Source organism: Candidatus Methylospira mobilis (assembly GCF_009498235.1).
GTDB classification, from domain to species: domain Bacteria; phylum Pseudomonadota; class Gammaproteobacteria; order Methylococcales; family Methylococcaceae; genus Methylospira; species Methylospira mobilis.
Map to the genome: position 1 here is coordinate 3830876 of NZ_CP044205.1, position 18989 is coordinate 3849864.

Below are 18989 nucleotides of genomic sequence, written 5' to 3' on the forward strand. Positions count from 1 at the left end.
ACCGGACACACAGATAAACTACCTCGAAAAGGGAGAGTGTGTCAGAAATGAGTCAAGAAAAACCGAAAACCTATACAGCAGAATTTAAGGCCTCGGCAGTTAAGCTGGCGAATGAGTCGGACAAACCGGCTGCGCAGACGGCGAAAGAGTTGGGTATTAATCCGAATACGCTTTATACCTGGATTCATCAATACAGCCGGCCTCAGGCGAACGATAAGGCAGTCCGAACCGACGAGCATTTGTACGGGGAGCTAAAGCGCCTAAAGCTGGAAAACAGCCGCTTGAAGGAGGAGCGTGATTTATTAAAAAAGGCGGCAGCGTACTTTGCCAAGGAACAACGGTGAAGTACGCCTGGATCAAACAACACCGCGATGAATTTTCAGCGAAAGCGATGTGCCGTTTTATGAAGGTTTCCCGTAGCGCTTATTATGCGTGGCTACAGGGTCCTGTGTCGGTCACAGAAAAGTCTGACGCTAAGCTGTCGGATAAAATCTGCACGTTATTTAAAAAAAGCCGCGGGAGCTACGGCACACGACGGCTGAAAATAGAATTGGGAAAGAGGGATATCCATCTGAGCCGCCGAAGAATTGGGCGCTTGATGCGACAAGCCGATTTACGCTGTAAGACCCGGCGCCGCTTCAAGGCGACCACAAATTCGCAGCATAACCTGCCGGTTGCAGCCAATCTTCTGGGTCGCCAGTTTAGCGTCCAGCGGCCCAACCAAGCTTACGTGGGTGATATTACCTATATTTCGACGCAAGAAGGCTGGCTGTACTTAGCGGTGGTAATCGACTTATATTCTCGCCAAGTCGTAGGCTGGTCTATGGCTGAACATATGCGCACTGCGTTGGCCAACGATGCCTTTTTGATGGCGGTTTGGAAGCGTAAGCCGGAAAAAGGCCTGATCTGGCATACCGACCGCGGCAGTCAATACGCGTAGGAAAGTCATCGGATGTTATTGAAGCAACACGGTGTTCGGCAAAGTATGAGCCGTAAGGGGAATTGCTGGGACAATGCCGTTGCGGAAAGTTTTTTTCATACGCTCAAAACAGAGCTGATTTATCAGGAAAACTACAAAACTCGGGAGCAAGCCAAGCAGAGTATATTTGAATATATTGAAGTCTTTTATAACCGGGAGCGGCTTCATTCGGCCAACGAGTATATGTCGCCAGTGGACTACGAATTGCAGTTTAAAACTGCTTAACTTTGTGTTCGGAAAAGTGTTGACACATCAGCTATGAGTGGAGCGTAGAAGAGGACATCCAGTTTCTGAAAGAAATCGCGGAAGCTTACGTCCGCCTACACGGCAAGATACTTCCTTACCCGGATGCCGCCGGAACTTGCCGACTCATCAAACATGCCATAGAGTCTATTGAGAACTGCTTAGCTAAGGGTATCAACGATAAAGGGCTGCTATACGGCGAGGACTTCATTATCTGCATACTACCAACAGCCCGTTGGGCTAAAGACAGCGACATCAGCAGACTTGGAGCTACACCACGGCGTGAGGGTTTGAACGGGGTGACAGATGAATTGTCCTGGTTGCATCAGCGTCTGGTAGCCATAGCTCAACGAAATTATGTTGCGATACCTGACAGGTGTAGGTAAACCCGCAATTTAAGCAAGGAGGCCGGACGAAACGCTGGCCTTTTCTTTGGTCTGCTGGTTGACTGGCCCGGCACCAGCGGCGCAAACTTTGCGCTGCCTGGAAGCATCAAGGCCGGGTGTCGGAACCGTAGCTGAAGAGCATCACAAAAAAGCGGTATAGACCGCGCTTGACGGTCGGGCCTCCGAGCGGGGTGCGCTGGCAAGGGAACCGCGCCGCACTCGCTCAGGTCACAGGCAGTGTGCAGCAGGCGAGGTGACACGCGCCGTGCGCCGGAGAGCCTCAACACTCCTGGAATCGGCAGCCAAGCCGGTCATAGGCCGGTTATCCGATGCCGCGCAGACAAGCAGACGCCGCGACCGGCCAACTAACCGGCGCGGTGTCCGCGTTTGGCTGGAAATGGGCGCTGGTTGCGGTGGCGCTACGGCGGGTTGTATTTTGGGCGTGCTGGCGGTAACGTGGGCTACAACCGCCCATATGCGCGATCAGGTCGCGACCTTAAGCGCCGAGGTTGCGACATTGCAGGCGCAGGCCGAAGACTGGGAGAAACGCGCCGGACGGGCGAAACTCACTACCTGCGACGAAAAAAAGCGCTTGTGTGTCCAGGTAGACACCAAGCAGCCTTTTGAAGGCGGGTACTACATCATCAAGGGGTATTGATGAAAGATAAATACTTATCCGCCTTCCGGCGCTTGCCAGAAGCGCACGGCCAAAACAGGTTACACATTGAACGATAGCCGCAACCAAGCAGGAGCCAACATTATGAGCACAGTCCTGGCAAACTACAACGGCGACGTGATCGCCTGGGCAAACGAACAGGCGCAATTACTGCGCGCCGGTCAGTTTTCACAACTGGACATTGAGCACATTGCAGACGAAATTGAAGACGTGGGCAGAAGCGAACAAAGAGAACTGGCAAGCCGCATGACTGTGTTAATAGCGCATTTGCTGAAATGGCGATATCAGCCAGAGCGCAAAGGAAATAGCTGGAGGCTGACAACAGAAGCACAACGAGAAGATACGGCCTACGTACTAAAAAAAATGCCTAGCCTGAAACAAAATTTAAATGACGACCAATGGCTAAGCATCATATGGAAGAAAGCAAAAGCACAAGCCATTGCAGAAACAGGACTTGAAAACTTACCTGATGACTACCCGTGGACGATGGATCAGATTCTAAATCCTGATTTCTGGCCGGAGGCTTGACCAGTCACGCTGAATGCGCCGCCGTGTGCCGTTCTGTCTCATGTTTGGTTGTGAAAGATCGCTGCACACCGCGCCACGCCTGGGCCGCCCATTTTAACATGAGACAAAATGGCTCATTTTGTCCACTCGCCTCACTCGCCGTTACACGCCAACGGATTTTTGTGTAAAAATCGAGGGGCATTTACCCGTCACTTTCCATATCCATATCACGTCCGGAAAAATCATGACTGTTGAACCTATTGTCATTAAGCTCGCCGAAAACTCCAAAGACTGGAGCGACTACCTTACTCTTGTTGCAAACCTGCTTGTCCCAATAATCACGGCTTTTTTGGGATATTGGATACTTCGCATCACAAAGAAGATTGAGCACTCCCAGTGGCGCAATCAGAAACTGATCGAGAAGCGTATCGCCGTATATGATGATGTTGCGCCAAAAATTAATGATATCTATTGCTACTGTATGCGGGTAGGCAAATGGAAGAACGTATCACCCAAAGAAGTCATTACCTGGAAGCGAGATGTCGACAAGAAGATTCACACATATCGCCCATACTTTTCTCAATTATTTTTCACTAGATTTATGGAGCTTATGGATACGTGTTTTTCTACATTCCAGGGGCATGGAATTGATGCGAAATTAAAAACACCATTATGGGAACACAAAAACGCACATGATAATTGCGAAAATGAATGGGATAACTGTTTCTACGAAACACCATCAGAAGAAGATGAGATAAGTGCTAAATATATCGCCTTTCAGCAGCAAATATCAGCAGAATTATATGTTGATTAGAAATAGAATAAAATTTCTCAACTATTTATTGACGGCATGCGAACAGAAAATATTGGGCATTTCGGCACGATCTGTTTTACGATTAGACAGTCCGGATCAATTCGTCCAATCTGTACTATATGTGGCGCCTCAGCAAACCGCCTTTGCTATTATTCTTGACTGTTAGTGATACCCGACAATTCAATTTTAATTTCATTAAGAAATTTTATTGGAATTTTTTTAGCAAAATCCGATAAAGAACCAATCCTTATTATTTTATTTTCAATATCATTGTTTTTATTATAAAAAGCAAATCTATATTCGTTCTGATAAGAGTAGATATTTCTCTTTCTAAAAACAGGTTCAATGCCTTTGAAGCTGCCATAAAATGTTTCAGGCTCATAAGTGTGTCCGCCTAACCATCGTGGAAATATACTCTTGTACTGCCAGCAACTCCCTTCAGGGCTGGAAAGCGAGCTAAAATAATCTTCCACGTCTGTTAGTCTTGAGCACTTAGTATTTAACAAGTCCATCACGAAATTCATATGCATTATCAGAAAAATTTTTCCTTATTTTTTCCATAAATACAGGAACATTAGTCACCATCACAGCAAAATTACCCATTCCAAAGCTTTTTTCATTAACTTTTGTCTGTTCAGCAAAGCTTTTGTTTATTCTTTCAATGGCGGATTTACGCTCTTCATCTGTCGAATAGTCTTCTTTAAAATCTTCGACCTTTATTGCATACATACAAAATAAATTGATCGGATCATAAGCAGTGTTCTGTGTAATAACAGGGCCAGCTAATTCTTCTATTGGGGTGGTTTTCTCTATTCCATTTTTGTCGCGATAAGTGATAGCTAGCTTTATTTGATCAGGTTGATGCCAATCCGTTACCCCTTCATATTCATCACGTCTATGTTCATCACCTTCATTCTTGAACTCACCCAATGTTCGACAAAACATTTCCCCATAATTCAGGAAAGCATCTGCATGTGCTTCGTTGTCGTATATTTTTATCATTGCATAAACAATGTGGTCCGTCATGTTTGTCTGTGTCGTATAAATAGTTTAATAGGCAATTTGTGTACTAATGCGGTGAAGGAACATTATATACCGTTGTACATCATCCACATTGTTAGAATAATAGAAATTTCGGCACGAAGTATCTAATCGGAAAATATGAGACAGATCGTGCCGTTTTGTCTAATGTAAGTCAACGACTTTTACCCCTGTTACTGCTATTTCATTGTTATGTAATAGCTTTGCAAATACAGGTATTAATTTTGTTGTATTTTTAATATAATTGCGATTCCATAACTCCTGTAGTTTATTTTTTGCGGAATCGTTAATATACATATCCATTGATTTACCAATTAAAACCATTGCTACCTCATGATCATTTGCCGATACTGCGAAAATGTAATCATCATTATCATCTCTCAATGACGCCTTGAATTCTTCCGTTAGTTCTTCAAGTTCATATTTGTATAGTTCGTACTGAAACCCATTATCATGAATAAGTGAGTTTTCTAACGATTTACTTATCTCTTTTAATGTCATTTTTGTAAAACTCTGAATAGTAAGATTGCACACTATAACTAGTTTAATGATGTTCTATATGATGTGCAAAATAATGGTTATGGTGTAGTCGATAGATTGGACAAAATGAGCCATTTTGTCCCATGTTAAAATGCACGGCTCAGGCGCGGCGCGGGTTGTAGCGCCTTTTTTTTGCAAAACATGAGGCAAAATGAACGACGAGCGAAAACACCTCACCGGGCGCGAGATCGAAAAGCTGCTGGCGGCGGTCAAGGGCACGCGAAACGAAGCGCGCGACCGCTGCCTGTTGGTGATGCTGTTCCGGCATGGGCTGCGCGTGTCGGAAGCCCTGGCGCTGAAACTGAACGCGGTCGATTTGGACGAGCACACTCTGCATGTGACGCGGCTGAAGAATGGCCTCTCGACTACCCACCCGCTGCGGCGGCGAGCTGGGTTGTTGCGCGCCCGGCTGACCCCTCAGGGTGGTTTCCGCCGGGGTGGTGTCATGGTTCGGCACGCTGGGCGATGCAGACACCGAGCGGCGCTTGAAGCTGTTACAGGAAGCGTACCCAGACCGGAGCGCCCTGTAATGGCAAAGCCGGATAGGCTTCAGATTGAGGCCAGTGACACGTGACACGACAAAAGCCTATCCGGCACCGGGTAGGCTTTTTCGTTTCCAGTGCACTTATTAGTCATGATATTATTGTTTCCAGTTACTAAAAAGGAATGATACCATGACAGACTTAAACGCACTGGAAACGGAAACAACACAAGCACCAGCACCTGAGCCATTAAACGAACTGGAAACAAAAGGCAGGGGCAGACCGCGCAAGTATCAGACCGACAACCAGCGCATGCAGGCCTACCGGTCTAACCAGAAGCGGGAGGGCAAACGTGTGGAACTATGCCTAGACTTCACCACGCACCGGCATATCAAAACGCTGGCGGATACATGGGGCTTGAGCCTGTCCGATGTGGTAGCACGACTGGTAAAGGAACTGGAAACGAAATACGAAGACATCCTTTACCCTGAAAACAGCACTGGACGGGATGGGTAATACTTTCGTAACCGGAAACGTAATAACTGTGGTTTTGAAACAGGAAAAAATTGGCCGCAACACCTACCGCTGTAAAACCCTTGCTCATTCAGAAAACCATGACCGGGGTTGTGGTAGCCTATGGCCGATGGAGTCGGCCATAGGCGGCTAGTGTCACAAAGCATGAACCGCGCCAGTTTTGTGCTGGTATTTTTGTGTACAACAGTATCGAACAAGATACCCCACCGACGCAGCACATGCAATGTATATGCCATGTATCGATGATGGGTTAAAAGATGGGTAATATCGGATTTAGCCATTATTTTTATAATGCAAACAATGACTTACGATAACCAATGGCGGAGAGGGTGAGATTCGAACTCACGGACGGGATCAACCGTCGACGGTTTTCAAGACCGTTGCATTAAACCGCTCTGCCACCTCTCCTGATTTATCCTATTAATTATATCTCAATAATATGCCGTGTACCAGTGTATGCGAGAACTTCAGTGTCCCGGTTTAAAAAATTGCCGGGTTACCGGCCTGGAAGATGAGCTACCGGTAAAACTGATCCCCCTCAGAAGCTGTTCACGATTTTTCCTGAAAAGTCGTAAAATAGCAGAATGAGAAAAAATACCCGAGCGATATCAGTAAAGAAGCCTTTGAGCAAATCCAACCGATCCTGGAAAGCGTGCGCAAACGAACGAAACCGCGTACGGTCGATCGGTACGAAACCTGCTGCGCCGTATTGTACTTGTTGAAGACCGGCTGTCAGTGGCGAATGCCGCCCAGCGGCTTTCCGAAATGGCGCACGGTCCATTCATACTTTGCCAAATGGAGCGAACCTGATTCGGAAGGCATAAGCGCTCTGAGCGGGCTTTAAAAAATCAGGTTGGCGAGGCCCGCATGAAACAGGGGCGCAACGCCTCGACAAGCTTTTTGATCGTCGATGCGCAGAGCGTCAGGAACACGGATAGCGCGCGGCATAAAAGCTACGGCGCGGGCAAAAAAGTTTCCGGCATCAAGCGGCATAGTGCCGTGGACACGCAGGGTCTGCCGCATGCGATAGCGGTCAGCACGGCGGAAGTAACCGATCGCCAGGGAGCGCTGGCGGCCTTCGATCGATGTTTCTCGAGTCTTCAGCAGGTGCGTAGCGGATTGGTGGATGGCGGTTACAGCAGACAACCGTTTGCCCGGGCGGTTAAAGAAAAACCGGGGGCAACCGTGCAGGCAGCCAGGCGTAACGAGCTACATACCTTTGCGGTGATACCTCAACGCCGGATGGTTGAACGTTCTTTCGCCTGGTTGGAAAAATGCCGGCGTTTATGGAAAAACTGCGAGCGCGAGCTCAATACCGGCTTGCAGTTTATCCATCTGGCCTTCCTGGCGTTATTACTGAAAAGATTATGAGCAGCTTCTCATAAAAAGCGATAGCGGGAAGACTGGATAAACATGGAGGAGCCGGTAAAAATCAAGGCGCGGACAAGACGCGATAACCGGCCATGGCATGAGCGAGGTGTTCGGGTATATGATATACGCTAGTGGATGAACCATGGCGAAGGAGAAGACGATGCCCACCGTAACTGCAACGCTGAAAGCGGGCGGGAAATTGATCGCCATCCTGTTGTGCGGCGGCATTCTTGTTTGGGGGTGGTGGCATACTGTGTTGGCCGTGTTTTCGTTAAAGACCGAACTAAGCAGTTGTGTTACATTAAGAACATCTTTAACTATTTGTGAAAACAGGCTGGATAGAAAATAGCGGCCAGGGCGCTCGATAAGCGTGTCTGTCTAACTATCGTGGAAATATGCGCTTGTGTCGCCAGCAACACGCTTCAGGGCTGGAAAACGAGCCAAAGTGTCTTCCACGTCGGTTAGTCTTGAACGCTTACATAGAAGTTCATGGCATATCCGTAAGCCAGGCATAAAGTGCGGTTTGCGATTTTTTCGGGCAGGCAGCTCAAACCGGAACGCTATCGTAAAAACTTCGCCGCTCCATATCCAATTCCGAGCCGCCCCGGCATGGGCGTTTTCGTTACCCAAAACTTAAGATAGAATATGTTCGTGGCGCAAGCAATCCGAACATTTCAGCCGTTTTTGCGATATGCTGCTTACCCGGGGATACGGGCATTGCCGTCAAACTACCGGTCATGCAGCACGGAACGCCCCATCTGTTTTAAAATGCCGTCCCAGAACGATGAATGGACCAATAATCCTGGAATAACTAGCCCATGTCCCGCCGTATCAGCCGTCGCAGTTTTTTGCGCACCAGCGCAGCCTTGAGTCTCGGAACTCCGTTATTAAGCCATCTGCTGCCTGCCTGGGCGGGCCAGCCGCCGGTTAACTTCGGTTCGTCCAAGCCGTTCAGCCATGAGGCATTGATCGAACGCGCGCGCGCGATGTCCGCCGGCGCCTATGTGCCGCCGCCGCAGCCGATGCCGGACGTGGTGCAAAAAATAGACTACGAGGCCTGGGGCGACATACGCTACAACACCGATCACGCCTTGTTTGCCGACGGCCCATCGGTTTACCCGGTGACGTTTTTCCATTTGGGCATGTTTTTCCAGAAGTCGATCAAGATGCATGCGGTCGAGGCCGGAAAGTCTCGCGAAATTCTGTACAGCAACAGTTATTTCAATATGTCACGCGACAATGTCGCGCACAAGCTTACAGACAAATCAGCCGGCTTCGCTGGTTTCCGCCTGCAGGAGTCGCGCAATCATTCCGATTGGCGCACCCAGGACTGGATCGCGTTTCTGGGCGCCTCCTATTTCCGCGGCATCGGCGCGCTCAATCAATATGGACTATCGGCACGCGGCATCATTATCGACGCCGCCGAACCGACGCCGGAAGAGTTCCCCTATTTCACCGAGTTCTATATTCAGGGCGCGGCGAAGGAAAGCGATCCGGTCATCGTTTATGCATTGCTGGACGGTGCGAGCGTAACCGGAGCCTACCGCTTCACGATCCGGCGCACGGAAGGCATCGTCCAGGAAGTCGAGGCGGCGGTTTTTCTGCGTCAGAACGTGAAACGCCTCGGATTCGCGCCGCTCACGTCCATGTATTGGTTCAGCGACACCGCCAAACGCCGCATCGAAGACTGGCGCCCGGAAGTGCACGATTCGGACGGTCTGGCGATATGGTCCGGTAACGGCGAGCGCATCTGGCGTCCGTTGATCAACCAGCCTTTTGCTGTGACCTCCAGCTTTGTCGACAGCAATCCCAAGGGATTCGGCCTGCTGCAGCGCGACCGCGATTTCGAGCATTATCTTGACGGCGTCAATTACGAACGCCGGCCCAGTCTTTGGGTGGAACCGCTGGATTCATGGGGCAACGGCGCGATTCAGCTTATCGAATTGCCCACAGACGACGAAATACACGACAACATAGGCGCTTACTGGCGGCCCGAAGGCGACGCTGCCGCGGGTGCTTCGTATAAACTGCATTACCGCCTGCACTGGCTGGCCGACGAACCCTACACAGCCAATGTGGCACGCTGCGTCGCCACGCGCATCGGCCGCGGCGGGCAGCCCGGAAAGCCGCGCCCGCAAGGCGTGTATAAATTCGAAGTGGAGTTTGCCGGCCCGCGTCTCGACCCGCTTTGGGGTGACAGCGTCAAGGCGGCTCCGGTTATCACCGCCTCGCGCGGACGCGTGGAAGGCGCGTTCCTCGAACCGGTTCCCGGCACGCGCCGCTGGCGCGTGTTGTTCGATCTGATCCCGGAAAGCGCCGATGCAACCGAGTTGCGTCTGTTTATCCAGGGCAACGGCGAAGCGCTGACGGAAACCTGGCTCTATCAATTCCGTCAGCAGTGATGACGCCTGCTTTCAACATGATCCCGGCAGTGTGAAGCCCCTTTACTTCAGCCATTTTACGGCGGTCAGTTGTGCCGGCGTCGGCCTGCAGCAGACATTACTGGCTTTGCTGAACGGACAGAATGGACTGTCGTCGCCATCCCGTTTTCTGCCGGCCGGGCTCGATAGCTGGATCGGTGAAGTTCCGGGCGTTGACGACATCGTGCTGCCTGCGGGGCTGAATGAATTCAACTGCCGTAACAACCGTCTGGCCGAACTGGGGTTACGCCAGGACCGGTTCGAAGAAGCGGTAGATATGCTCAGGATACGTTATGGCGCGCAACGAATCGGCGTTTTTCTCGGCACCAGCACTTCAGGCATATTGCAAACGGAACTGGCGTACCGCCGTCGCGACCCGCTGAGCGGCGCATTGCCGGCCGATTTTGTTTATCACGGCACGCACAATTCCTTTTCCCTTTCCGCTTATGTCCGCGCACGCCTGGGGTTGAGCGGCCCCGCCTGCGTCGTTTCCACCGCCTGTTCATCCAGCGCCAAGGTCTTTGCTTCCGCGCAACGCATGATAGCAAGCGGAATGATAGATGCCGCAGTAGTCGGCGGCGTCGACTCATTGTGCCTGACCACGCTGCATGGTTTCAACTCTCTCGAACTACTCTCTCCCGAACCCTGCCGCCCTTTTGATCCGCAGCGCTCCGGTATCTCGATAGGCGAAGCCGCCGTATTCGGACTGCTGACGCGCGCCGGCGATGAGCCGCTCTCCCATGCGGACGCTGTAAAACTGCTGGGCGCTGGCGAATCCAGCGATGCCTACCACATGTCGTCGCCACATCCGGACGGACGCGGAGCGCGTCTGGCGATGGAAGCCGCGCTGAACAGCGCGGGACTGACGGCCGCTGAAATCGATTACATCAACCTGCACGGAACCGCGACCTTGAGCAACGACGCCGCCGAAGGCAAAGCCGTGTACTCGTTATTCGGCGGCGCGACGCCTTGCAGCTCCACCAAGGGCATGACCGGCCACACCCTCGGCGCGGCGGGCGCGCTCGAAGCGGTTGTGTGCGCGCTGGCGTTACGGCATGGCGTTATGCCCGGCAGCCCCAATACGCGGAAGGCGCTGTCCGATCCGCCGCTGAACTATCTGTTGACAAGCCGGAAACAGCCGTTTTTACGGGCGCTAAGCAATTCATTCGGTTTTGGCGGCTCGAACTGTTGCCTTATTTTCAGTGCTCATGACTAGGGAAAGCGCTTTGAAGGTCTGGATTTCGGGAGTAGGCCTGCTCGGCCCCGGTTTGCCGAGTTGGCGCGAAAGCCGGAACGTTCTGAACGGCATGCAGGCTTATCTCCCAGGCGCCGCCAGCCTGCCCAGCCCCATGCAGCTTCCTCAGGCTGAGCGCAGGCGCAGCAGCACGCCGGTCAAACTGGCTCTAGCCGTCTGCCAGGAAGCCATGGATGCATCGCAACTGGCCGCAACGGAGCTCGCCAGCGTGTTCTGCTCGTCCAGCGGCGATAGCCATAATTGCCATGCCATATGCGAGGCGCTGGCATCCGACGACAGCCGCATTTCGCCAACGCGCTTTCATAATTCGGTCAACAATGCCGCGGCAGGCTACTGGAGCATAGCAACGCACTCCATGCGCGCGTCCACCCTGCTGTGCGCCTACGACGCCAGTTTCGGCGCCGCTCTGCTGGAGGCGGCGGCACAAGCAGCCGTGGACGGAAACGACGTGCTGCTGACCGTCTACGACACGGAATACCCCGAGCCCCTGAAAGCAAAGCGCCCGCATCAAATCACCCTGGGGATTGCGCTGATATTGAGTCCCCGGCCACTGGCCAACAGCCTGGCGGCGGCGACCATACAATTCACCGATGAAGCTCCGTCATCGCTGGCGGATGTGGAGCTGGAAAACCTGCGAAGGCACACGCCCTCTGCACGCGGGCTACCGCTGCTCGAAGCGCTGGCCTGTCGTAAACCCGGCCGGGTTGTCCTGGATTACCTCGATTCGTTGCGTATCTGCGTCGAAGTGACGCCATGCTAGATCGAAGCTGGATTATCGAGCATATTCCACATCAGGGCGCAATGTGCCTGCTTGAAAAAGTAGAAAGCTGGGACCTCGACCATGTGCGCTGCCGCACAGCCCGTCACCGCGACAGCAATAACCCGATGCGCACCTCCGGACGCCTCGGCGCCGCCGGCGGCATTGAATTCGCGGCTCAAGCCATGGCGCTGCACGGCGCGTTGATGACAACGATGCAGAATGCCCCGACAGTCTCAGCGCCCCCAAAAGCCGGCCTGCTGGTCAGCGTGCGCAATGTGCAATTCAACGTAACCCGGCTGGATGATATCGAGGACGATCTGCTGGTTGAAGCGACACGCGTCAGCGGCGACGGCCGTAACGTCATTTATGATTTTAAACTGTGCGACGTTGCGCGATTACTGATAACAGGCCGGGCCGCCGTTATTCTGGATGCGGAGTTGATCGGAAAATAGTATGAAAAAGGCACTGGTAACCGGCGGCAGCGGCGCTATCGGCAGCGCAATCGCCGCGCATCTGGCCGCGGAAGGGCTGCATGTTTTTGTGCAGGCCCATCGCGGCATCGACAAGGCGCAGGAAACCGTCGCGCGCATCAGGGAGACGGGCGGGTCCGCTGAAATACTGGTTTTCGATGTTACCGACGCCGAAGCCGCGCGCGAATTGCTGGAAAAATCATGCGAAAGCCAACCGGTACAGCTATTGGTGAACTGCGCCGGTATTCATGACGATGCCGTGTTTCCGGGCATGCGCCCCGAACAATGGCATCGCGTCATCAATGTATCGCTGCACGGTTTTTTTAACGTCAGCCAGCCGCTGATCATGCCGATGATCCGCAGCCGCTGGGGACGCATCGTCAATATAAGTTCCGTTGCGGCAATCATGGGCAACCGTGGTCAGGTCAATTATGCGGCGGCCAAGGCCGCTCTGCACGGAGCAACCAAATCGCTGGCGCTGGAAGTGGCCTCGCGCGGCATTACCGTCAATGCCGTCGCGCCAGGCATCATAGAAAGCGATATGATTACCGGCAGTTTCGATGCGGAAAGCATTAACCGGCTGGTGCCGATGAAACGGGCGGGAAAACCGCAGGAAGTAGCCGACCTGGTCGGCTTTTTATGCTCGGAACGCGCCGCCTATATCACCGGGCAGATATTATCGATTAATGGGGGAATGGCTTGAACGGGGCGGACGACGATAATTTCCAGTATTCAACATGCCGGTGTTTCAACCCCACTGATTTTATACCTGTCGTTCCCGCCGGGTAAGACAAACTCCGAACATCAATTTCCAGGAAACTGCATAAAACCATGACCAGCACTCTTACGGCTTCCGTCGGCGTTCATAAAACCGAAGCGCTGCTTTTTTTCACTCTGCTGCAACTTTCCGCGATTGTACTGGCCGGACGCGTGGGCGGCGCGCTGGCGTTACGCTTCGGTCAAGCACTGGCGGTTGGCGAAATCATCGTCGGCATCCTGCTGGGGCCTTCGCTGCTCGGCTTCGTCAGCCCCGATCTGTTCGCTTTTCTATTCAAATCGGCGCCGCCTGAACCGATACAAATCCTGTCGCAACTGGGACTGATACTGCTGATGTTTCAAATCGGCCTGGAATTCGACTTTTCCCATCTCGCGGCACCGCAGCACCGCAAGTCCGTATTCGCCATAGCCGCCGCCAGCCTGATACTGCCGTTCGGTCTCGGGCTGGCATTCGGGTACTACACTGCCCCGATACTGTCCCCCGACGCCGACCGGATAGCTTCCGCCCTGTTTGTCGCCACCGCGTTCTCCATCACCGCGCTACCGATCCTTGGCCGTATCCTGATGGACTTCAAACTGACGAGGGAACCCTTGGGCGTCATTGCCATCAGCGCCGCCGCGATCAACGATGTCGTCGGCTGGCTGTTGCTGGCGCTGATCACCGAGCTGACGCTGACCCACTTCCAACCAGCGTCCTTCGGCATCAAAATCGCCTGGGTCATAGGATTTTTTCTGTTCATGTGTTTTGCGGTCAGACCAGTCGCCGGCCATTGGCTGGGCAAATCCTCATTGCAACGCGGAGAACTCTCGAACAATGTCTTCGGCGGCGTACTGATAGCGGTTTTTCTGTCGGCAATGGCAACCTACAAACTGGGCATATTCGCGATTTTCGGCGGCTTCATCATGGGCGTGATTCTGCATGATCAGGCGACGCTGATCAGAGCGTGGCGCGAGCGCATGGGGCAATTCGTGCTGGTTTTTTTCCTGCCCATCTTCTTCACCTACAGCGGCCTCAGAACCGATATCGGCGGCCTGCAAAACGCCGAGCAATGGGACTGGTGCGTGCTGCTGATCGTACTGGCGACGCTGGGTAAATTCGGCGGCGCTTATCTCGCTGCGCGCTTTTGCGGACTGGATAACCGGCAAGCCAAGATCATCGGCATCCTGATGAACACGCGCGGATTGATGGAGCTGATTATCATCAATGTCGGACTGGATCTGGGCGTCATTTCCCGCAATCTGTTCACGATGCTGGTGATTATGGCGATAGTCAGCACAGTGATTACCACGCCGGGTTTGCGGGCGTGGCTGCCGGGACACCAAAAAAACTGGTAACTATCCAGTACAAGCGCTGAAAACCTGCCCAGAGCAGCCGCAATAAAGGCATAGCTGAATAGTTACAAAGCTCATCCCCATAACCATGACGGCATGTCAATGTCGGATTGCTGAATTGCTCCCTCTGTGGCGCATAACATGCTCCATACGCGTTTTTGTGTATGGAGTTTTTTTATGGGGAACCGTCACTGCGCAGCGTGCAAGCAGATTTTTCAACCCCGCCCTCAATCACCTCGTCAATCTTACTGCTCATCTCCCGGCTGCCAGCGGCAGCGCAAAGGACTGTGGCATAAAAACAGTCTAAAGACTGACCCTGCTTACCGCGACAACCAAAAGCGAGCGCAGCAGGCCTGGAAAAAACGCCACCCCGGTTATGATCGTCAATACCGCAAAGACAACCCGGAGTATGCGGAACGCAATCGAACTTTACAAGAACTTTACAAAGGGAGCGGAGTCGGCGAAAAAGCAGCGCCATTGCAAAAATGGACGCATCAATCCCACTCAATTCGCTGGCTTCGGGGATTTATCGGCTTAGTTGAAAGTCAGATTCGACGCTAGTCTGGCGCCCGATATCAGCCTCGGCGAACATAACAGTATCGAATTCGAAAGTTACCGCTTCAACACGCTGGACTATTTATACGGGATGTCCGAGAGAACGCATATCAGGAGGGCTGCATGAGTAAAGAACATCGCCCCGGCACTATCCAGATGATCCCCCTTAACCGGATTGAGATACTCAACCCGCGCGATCGCAACGACAGAATATTCGAGGAAATCGTTTGCCGATGAAAATTTTACGACCTTACTACCCGCCGAAGGTTTGGAAACGCTTCCGGCAAATCTGGCCGAACGACTTTGGACTGGAGGACTCCAACAATGCCTCATTTGCCACTCGGTTTCGTACCCGAACCATTGACTATCCCGCTCGATCAGATATTGCCCACGCGCAAAACACCTCAAGGAGCCATCTATACCCGAAAACTGAAACAGATTCGCTCTTCCATCGTTGCGGTCGGGTTGATTGAACCGCTCACTATCGGTAACGCCGACAAAGCGACCGGGCAACACTTCTTATTGGATGGACACATCAGGTTGCTTGTGCTGCGCGATCTCGATTATCGAGACGCGCCTTGCTTTATTGCCACCGACGATGAAGCCTACACTTACAACAACCGTATCAATCGATTTTCGACGATACAGGAACATCATATGATTCAACGTGGCGTTTCAAGGGATCGGCTCGCGGCAGCCCTCAACATGGATGTCAGTTATGTCCCCAAAAAAATTAATCTGTTGGACGGATTGTGCAAAGAAGCCGCAGAAGTTTTAAAAGATCAGCAGTTTTCCACCCGCCTCAGCCAGATCCTGCGCAAAATGAAACCGCTTCGGCAAATGGAATGCGTCGAACTCATGGTGTCGGCTAACAACCTTTCCGTAGCTTACGCTCAGGCGCTATTGATGCCTACACCAGTAAAGTTACTGGTTGAATCCAGCAAAGCAAAAAATGAATGGCGTCACGCCTGAACAAATAGTCAAGATGGAACGGGAAATGACCAACTTGCAAGGGCAATACAAATTGGTCGAACAATCCTATCGCGATGACATTCTGAGCCTGGTTCTCGCCAAAGGCTATTGATCCAAACTAATCAAAAACGAACAAGTGGTACACTTCCTTCGTATTCATCGGCCTGATATGTTGGTCGCGTTCGAAAACATCATCCAGACAATATCGCTGGATACGTAAACACAACCGTTTTCCAGCCGGGATATAACTTCCCGAATTGAACCTCACACCCTGTTCCCCTAAGCCCTTCGGCTGCGCTCGGGGTAAATCGCTTAGCAGGGCCTTATTGAAGGGCCGTTCATGATTCGACAGGCTCACCCACAAACGGGGAAGTTGTTTTTGACCATGGCCCTAAAAGGAACCGGCAAAAAAAGACCTGGCAAGCGCGATAGAGGTCAGGTCGTCCGACTGCGGCGCATTACCTTCGAAATTTTTCACCGTATCGACAAGGTATTGAATGATTGCTCCGGGACTACGGTCGGCAACCGCGATCAGCGCGGTTGCCAGCGCCGCATCGCCAAACCCCCGCCCTTGCTCATTAAACGCTTCGGTAATACCGTCGCTATACAGGAACACGCGATCGCCTGGCGCTATGTGGACCCGATGTTCGCCAAACTCGGCGTCATCCACCACACCCAACGCCATTCCAGCGGTTCTGGGTAATTTTTCCGGCTGTTTCGTTGCGCCGAACAGGTAGGGCGGCAAATGCCCGCCATTGGCATAGGTAAACCAGCCGCTGCGCGCATCCAGTACGCCGTAAAACACGGTAACGAAAAGGCTCTTCGGATTGGAAGCATAAATACGCCGGTTTGCTTCGCTCAACACTTGCGCCGGAGACTCCAGCGTTTCGGCCACTGTCCGAATGGCGGTCCGGCAGATCGCCATAAAAAACGAAGAAGCAACGCCTTTATCGGCCACATCGGCAATCAATATCCCTACCCGGCCATTACCCAACTCGATATAATCATAAAAATCGCCGGCCAGCTGCTTGGCGGGCAGCATGATGGCGCTGGCGGTATATCCGGGTATATTCGGAAAATGGGCCGGTAATATGGCCTGCTGCAAGGAATGAGCTACATCCAGTTCGTTTTCTATGGTCTGCTGCGCAAACTCGAGCAGCCGGTTTTTTTCCTCGAGTTCCACCGTGCGCTGCACAACGGTTTCCTCCAGTTCCTGCTTCTGGCCCTGCACCTTGCGCGCCATTTCCTGAAAAACCCGCGCCAGCACGCCCAGCGCATCCATGCGTCTGGCGACCGGGTCCAGCAGCGCCATATTCAGATTTCCATCCTGCAACGCATGCGCCGCATCGGTGACAACCAGCAGGGGAGCCGTAATGCTGTTGGTATAATGAGTCAACATCAAAACGGCGCAGAACATCACAACCAGCACAATGACCGCGGTCATGATCAATTCCCGCACCAGCGCTTCATGCAGGGTTTCAGTCGGGATATGCAGCAGCGTGGCGCCGACCAAACTCCCTTGCGCAGCGTCCGGATCGCCTGTTTCCTTATGGATAGGGGCGGCTACGGTAATCCTGTCGCCTTCAATATCGCTGATTATTTGATTGTTGCGCATCGCAGAATTCAAGTTCGCTTTGTCGATAACGCTCAACTCCGCGGATTTTTTACCCGCTCCGGCAAAATGCAAAACGGCGAGATCCTGATTAACCACCCACACTCTTTCGACGCCGGAATCCTTGACGATACGGTTGATATATTCCTGGGTCCCCAGCGTCCGTTTCATCGTGTCGATCACTTTGCCATCGAGACCGACTTGAACGATGCGCGGCTTGTCGATACCGGAAACGCCGACATATTTGTAAATCTTGCCATCCATATCGCGTCTGAGCACATCCTGAACCACCACCCCCGAGCGGCTATTCAATAAAGACCAGAACTCCGACGCCTGCGGTTGCTTCGACGCCTCGGGACGAAATTGAAAACCGCCGGACGGCTCGGAATGAAGATACACTTTGCCTTTGGGGTCGGTAACCCCGATTTCACCCAGATCGTCAGAACCCACCATGGCGTCCAGATGACGATTGATTTCTTTTGGACTCAACCCGGCTTTTTCGGCAACCGCCACGAAGTGACTGACGATACGCGCAGAAGTCACCATATCCTGAGACAGCAGAGATTCCGCCTCGGTTTCCACGGTTTCCCCCATATCGGCTGTTCTGGCAATAATGCCGGCCAGCGTCTTACCGTCGTCCTCGGCCTGATCCAGAATGGCGCGCTGGGTGTTGTAGGCGAGACTCACCGCAGTTGCAACGATACTAAGCGCCAGCAGGGCGGAAACGATCAGCAACAGACGCGTTTTCAGCTTCATGTCAACCTGTCTTCGAATGCTGGACCACTACCCGCTTTTTGTGGTTCAAGAAGCCAGCGCCTCTTCGATAGTAGGGAAGATTTCAAACAATTTGGTAAAACCGCTGATTTCGAATACATCCTGCACCGGCTCCTGTAAGCCGCTCAAACGTATACGTCCGTTCAGCGATTTGGTTTTTTTGGCCGCCATTAAAAATATTCTCAACCCGGCGCTGCTGATGTAGGCAATTCCCGAACAGTCCAGCACCACGTCGGCCTGATTCGCATCTATCAGGATCAATAGCTGCGACTCAAGCTCTTTCGAGCCAGATGAATCGACGCGGCCGGTCAATGTAGCAACCAGTACCGGCCCTTTGTTATAAGAAGTAACTTCCAGCATGATCAAATTCTCGTTTAAAAATAAATGAAAAAGAGTAAGAGATTTTTCAAAAACGCAAAAGGAGAGGAAGTGAAGTAAGTCTATGGCTGTCAGAAAACCATCAGTGACCATGAAAGGGCCTGACGGGCC

General features: G+C 52.3%; 21 protein-coding genes, 1 tRNA gene and 1 pseudogene. 17 read left to right on the plus strand and 6 right to left on the minus strand.

The features are described from left to right. Positions 1–47: 47 nt before the first annotated feature. The 4 genes and pseudogenes from F6R98_RS17440 to F6R98_RS17455 all read left to right on the plus strand — a co-directional run bounded on the left by F6R98_RS17440 (position 48) and on the right by F6R98_RS17455 (position 3605). Positions 48–1204, plus strand: a pseudogene (locus tag F6R98_RS17440) (IS3 family transposase). Positions 1205–1873: 669 nt separating this feature from the next. Then, positions 1874–2266 (plus strand): hypothetical protein, encoded by a 393-nt coding sequence (locus tag F6R98_RS17445; protein ID WP_153250158.1) that lies wholly within the window; start codon positions 1874–1876, stop codon positions 2264–2266. 102 nt (positions 2267–2368) lie between these two features. Further along, positions 2369–2812, plus strand: coding sequence for a DUF29 domain-containing protein (locus tag F6R98_RS17450; protein WP_153250159.1), 444 nt, complete (start codon positions 2369–2371; stop codon positions 2810–2812). A gap of 223 nt (positions 2813–3035) precedes the next feature. Beyond that, positions 3036–3605, plus strand: coding sequence for a hypothetical protein (locus F6R98_RS17455; RefSeq protein ID WP_153250160.1), 570 nt, complete (start codon positions 3036–3038; stop codon positions 3603–3605). Between the two features lie 149 nt (positions 3606–3754). On the opposite strand, the gene F6R98_RS17460 is transcribed toward F6R98_RS17455, so the two are convergent. The 3 genes from F6R98_RS17460 to F6R98_RS17470 all read right to left on the minus strand — a co-directional run bounded on the left by F6R98_RS17460 (position 3755) and on the right by F6R98_RS17470 (position 5147). Further along, positions 3755–4078 (minus strand): hypothetical protein, encoded by a 324-nt coding sequence (locus tag F6R98_RS17460; protein WP_153250161.1) that lies wholly within the window; start codon positions 4076–4078, stop codon positions 3755–3757. Between the two features lie 19 nt (positions 4079–4097). After that, positions 4098–4631, minus strand: coding sequence for a hypothetical protein (locus F6R98_RS17465; RefSeq protein WP_153250162.1), 534 nt, complete (start codon positions 4629–4631; stop codon positions 4098–4100). Between the two features lie 159 nt (positions 4632–4790). Then, positions 4791–5147, minus strand: a complete 357-nt coding sequence (locus F6R98_RS17470) for a hypothetical protein (RefSeq protein ID WP_153250163.1) — start codon at positions 5145–5147, stop codon at positions 4791–4793. Positions 5148–5337: 190 nt separating this feature from the next. Between F6R98_RS17470 and F6R98_RS17475 the strand changes: the two genes are divergently transcribed. Both F6R98_RS17475 and F6R98_RS17480 read left to right on the plus strand, forming a co-directional pair. Then, on the plus strand, positions 5338–5760 hold the full coding sequence (locus tag F6R98_RS17475) for a tyrosine-type recombinase/integrase (protein ID WP_153250164.1): 423 nt from the start codon (positions 5338–5340) through the stop codon (positions 5758–5760). Between the two features lie 100 nt (positions 5761–5860). Then, positions 5861–6184, plus strand: coding sequence for a hypothetical protein (locus F6R98_RS17480; protein WP_153250165.1), 324 nt, complete (start codon positions 5861–5863; stop codon positions 6182–6184). 336 nt (positions 6185–6520) lie between these two features. Here F6R98_RS17480 and F6R98_RS17485 read toward each other — a convergent pair. Then, positions 6521–6610, minus strand: a tRNA-Ser gene (locus F6R98_RS17485). Positions 6611–6809: 199 nt separating this feature from the next. Between F6R98_RS17485 and F6R98_RS17490 the strand changes: the two genes are divergently transcribed. From F6R98_RS17490 to F6R98_RS22555, 11 genes are all read left to right on the plus strand, one after another. After that, positions 6810–7573 (plus strand): IS5 family transposase gene (locus F6R98_RS17490; protein ID WP_407079321.1). Its coding sequence is split into 2 segments (ribosomal slippage): positions 6810–7022 and positions 7025–7573, totalling 762 coding nucleotides; the frame shifts between segments, so codons are not numbered across the junction. 160 nt (positions 7574–7733) lie between these two features. Then, positions 7734–7922: a hypothetical protein gene (locus F6R98_RS21720; protein ID WP_194270004.1), complete on the plus strand. Its 189-nt coding sequence runs from the start codon at positions 7734–7736 to the stop codon at positions 7920–7922. A gap of 469 nt (positions 7923–8391) precedes the next feature. Continuing rightward, complete coding sequence (locus tag F6R98_RS17495; RefSeq protein WP_153250166.1) at positions 8392–9975, plus strand: glucan biosynthesis protein; 1584 nt, start codon at positions 8392–8394, stop codon at positions 9973–9975. A 31-nt stretch (positions 9976–10006) separates the two neighbouring features. Beyond that, complete coding sequence (locus F6R98_RS17500; RefSeq protein WP_153250167.1) at positions 10007–11209, plus strand: beta-ketoacyl-[acyl-carrier-protein] synthase family protein; 1203 nt, start codon at positions 10007–10009, stop codon at positions 11207–11209. After that, positions 11202–12008: a beta-ketoacyl synthase chain length factor gene (locus F6R98_RS17505; protein ID WP_153250168.1), complete on the plus strand. Its 807-nt coding sequence runs from the start codon at positions 11202–11204 to the stop codon at positions 12006–12008. Before F6R98_RS17500 ends, F6R98_RS17505 begins: the two co-directional genes overlap by 8 nt. Continuing rightward, the gene (locus tag F6R98_RS17510) at positions 12002–12460 is read left to right on the plus strand and encodes a 3-hydroxylacyl-ACP dehydratase (RefSeq protein ID WP_153250169.1); all 459 of its coding nucleotides are present in this window, start codon (positions 12002–12004) and stop codon (positions 12458–12460) included. Before F6R98_RS17505 ends, F6R98_RS17510 begins: the two co-directional genes overlap by 7 nt. 1 nt (position 12461) lies before the next feature. Continuing rightward, positions 12462–13181, plus strand: coding sequence for a 3-oxoacyl-ACP reductase FabG (gene fabG, locus F6R98_RS17515; protein WP_153250170.1), 720 nt, complete (start codon positions 12462–12464; stop codon positions 13179–13181). A gap of 128 nt (positions 13182–13309) precedes the next feature. Beyond that, positions 13310–14590, plus strand: coding sequence for a cation:proton antiporter (locus F6R98_RS17520; protein WP_153250171.1), 1281 nt, complete (start codon positions 13310–13312; stop codon positions 14588–14590). A gap of 174 nt (positions 14591–14764) precedes the next feature. Continuing rightward, positions 14765–15148, plus strand: coding sequence for a hypothetical protein (locus tag F6R98_RS17525; RefSeq protein ID WP_153250172.1), 384 nt, complete (start codon positions 14765–14767; stop codon positions 15146–15148). Between the two features lie 318 nt (positions 15149–15466). Next, a complete protein-coding gene (locus F6R98_RS17535; protein WP_228124934.1) occupies positions 15467–16114 on the plus strand; it encodes a ParB/RepB/Spo0J family partition protein in 648 nt (215 codons plus the stop codon). Next, a complete protein-coding gene (locus F6R98_RS22555) occupies positions 16095–16226 on the plus strand; it encodes a hypothetical protein (protein WP_265588111.1) in 132 nt (43 codons plus the stop codon). The genes F6R98_RS17535 and F6R98_RS22555 overlap by 20 nt, the downstream gene beginning before the upstream one ends. Before the next feature lie 279 nt (positions 16227–16505). Here F6R98_RS22555 and F6R98_RS17540 read toward each other — a convergent pair whose 3' ends face one another. Continuing rightward, positions 16506–18482: a PP2C family protein-serine/threonine phosphatase gene (locus tag F6R98_RS17540; RefSeq protein WP_153250173.1), complete on the minus strand. Its 1977-nt coding sequence runs from the start codon at positions 18480–18482 to the stop codon at positions 16506–16508. A 45-nt stretch (positions 18483–18527) separates the two neighbouring features. Then, entirely contained in the window at positions 18528–18860 is a 333-nt protein-coding gene (locus F6R98_RS17545; RefSeq protein WP_153250174.1) for an STAS domain-containing protein, read from the minus strand. Positions 18861–18989 lie beyond the last annotated feature (129 nt).

Bases quoted from the DNA above. Each gene is read 5' to 3' on its own strand.
- F6R98_RS17450 (WP_153250159.1), top strand. From the start codon at position 2,369: ATGAGCACAGTCCTGGCAAACTACAACGGCGACGTGATCGCCTGGGCA.
- F6R98_RS17455 (WP_153250160.1), top strand. From the start codon at position 3,036: ATGACTGTTGAACCTATTGTCATTAAGCTCGCCGAAAACTCCAAAGAC.
- F6R98_RS17465 (WP_153250162.1), bottom strand. From the start codon at position 4,631: ATGACGGACCACATTGTTTATGCAATGATAAAAATATACGACAACGAA.
- F6R98_RS17470 (WP_153250163.1), bottom strand. From the start codon at position 5,147: ATGACATTAAAAGAGATAAGTAAATCGTTAGAAAACTCACTTATTCAT.
- F6R98_RS17475 (WP_153250164.1), top strand. From the start codon at position 5,338: ATGAACGACGAGCGAAAACACCTCACCGGGCGCGAGATCGAAAAGCTG.
- F6R98_RS17480 (WP_153250165.1), top strand. From the start codon at position 5,861: ATGACAGACTTAAACGCACTGGAAACGGAAACAACACAAGCACCAGCA.
- F6R98_RS21720 (WP_194270004.1), top strand. From the start codon at position 7,734: ATGCCCACCGTAACTGCAACGCTGAAAGCGGGCGGGAAATTGATCGCC.
- F6R98_RS17495 (WP_153250166.1), top strand. From the start codon at position 8,392: ATGTCCCGCCGTATCAGCCGTCGCAGTTTTTTGCGCACCAGCGCAGCC.
- F6R98_RS17505 (WP_153250168.1), top strand. From the start codon at position 11,202: ATGACTAGGGAAAGCGCTTTGAAGGTCTGGATTTCGGGAGTAGGCCTG.
- F6R98_RS17510 (WP_153250169.1), top strand. From the start codon at position 12,002: ATGCTAGATCGAAGCTGGATTATCGAGCATATTCCACATCAGGGCGCA.
- fabG (WP_153250170.1), top strand. From the start codon at position 12,462: ATGAAAAAGGCACTGGTAACCGGCGGCAGCGGCGCTATCGGCAGCGCA.
- F6R98_RS17520 (WP_153250171.1), top strand. From the start codon at position 13,310: ATGACCAGCACTCTTACGGCTTCCGTCGGCGTTCATAAAACCGAAGCG.
- F6R98_RS17525 (WP_153250172.1), top strand. From the start codon at position 14,765: ATGGGGAACCGTCACTGCGCAGCGTGCAAGCAGATTTTTCAACCCCGC.
- F6R98_RS17535 (WP_228124934.1), top strand. From the start codon at position 15,467: ATGCCTCATTTGCCACTCGGTTTCGTACCCGAACCATTGACTATCCCG.
- F6R98_RS22555 (WP_265588111.1), top strand. From the start codon at position 16,095: ATGAATGGCGTCACGCCTGAACAAATAGTCAAGATGGAACGGGAAATG.
- F6R98_RS17540 (WP_153250173.1), bottom strand. From the start codon at position 18,482: ATGAAGCTGAAAACGCGTCTGTTGCTGATCGTTTCCGCCCTGCTGGCG.
- F6R98_RS17545 (WP_153250174.1), bottom strand. From the start codon at position 18,860: ATGCTGGAAGTTACTTCTTATAACAAAGGGCCGGTACTGGTTGCTACA.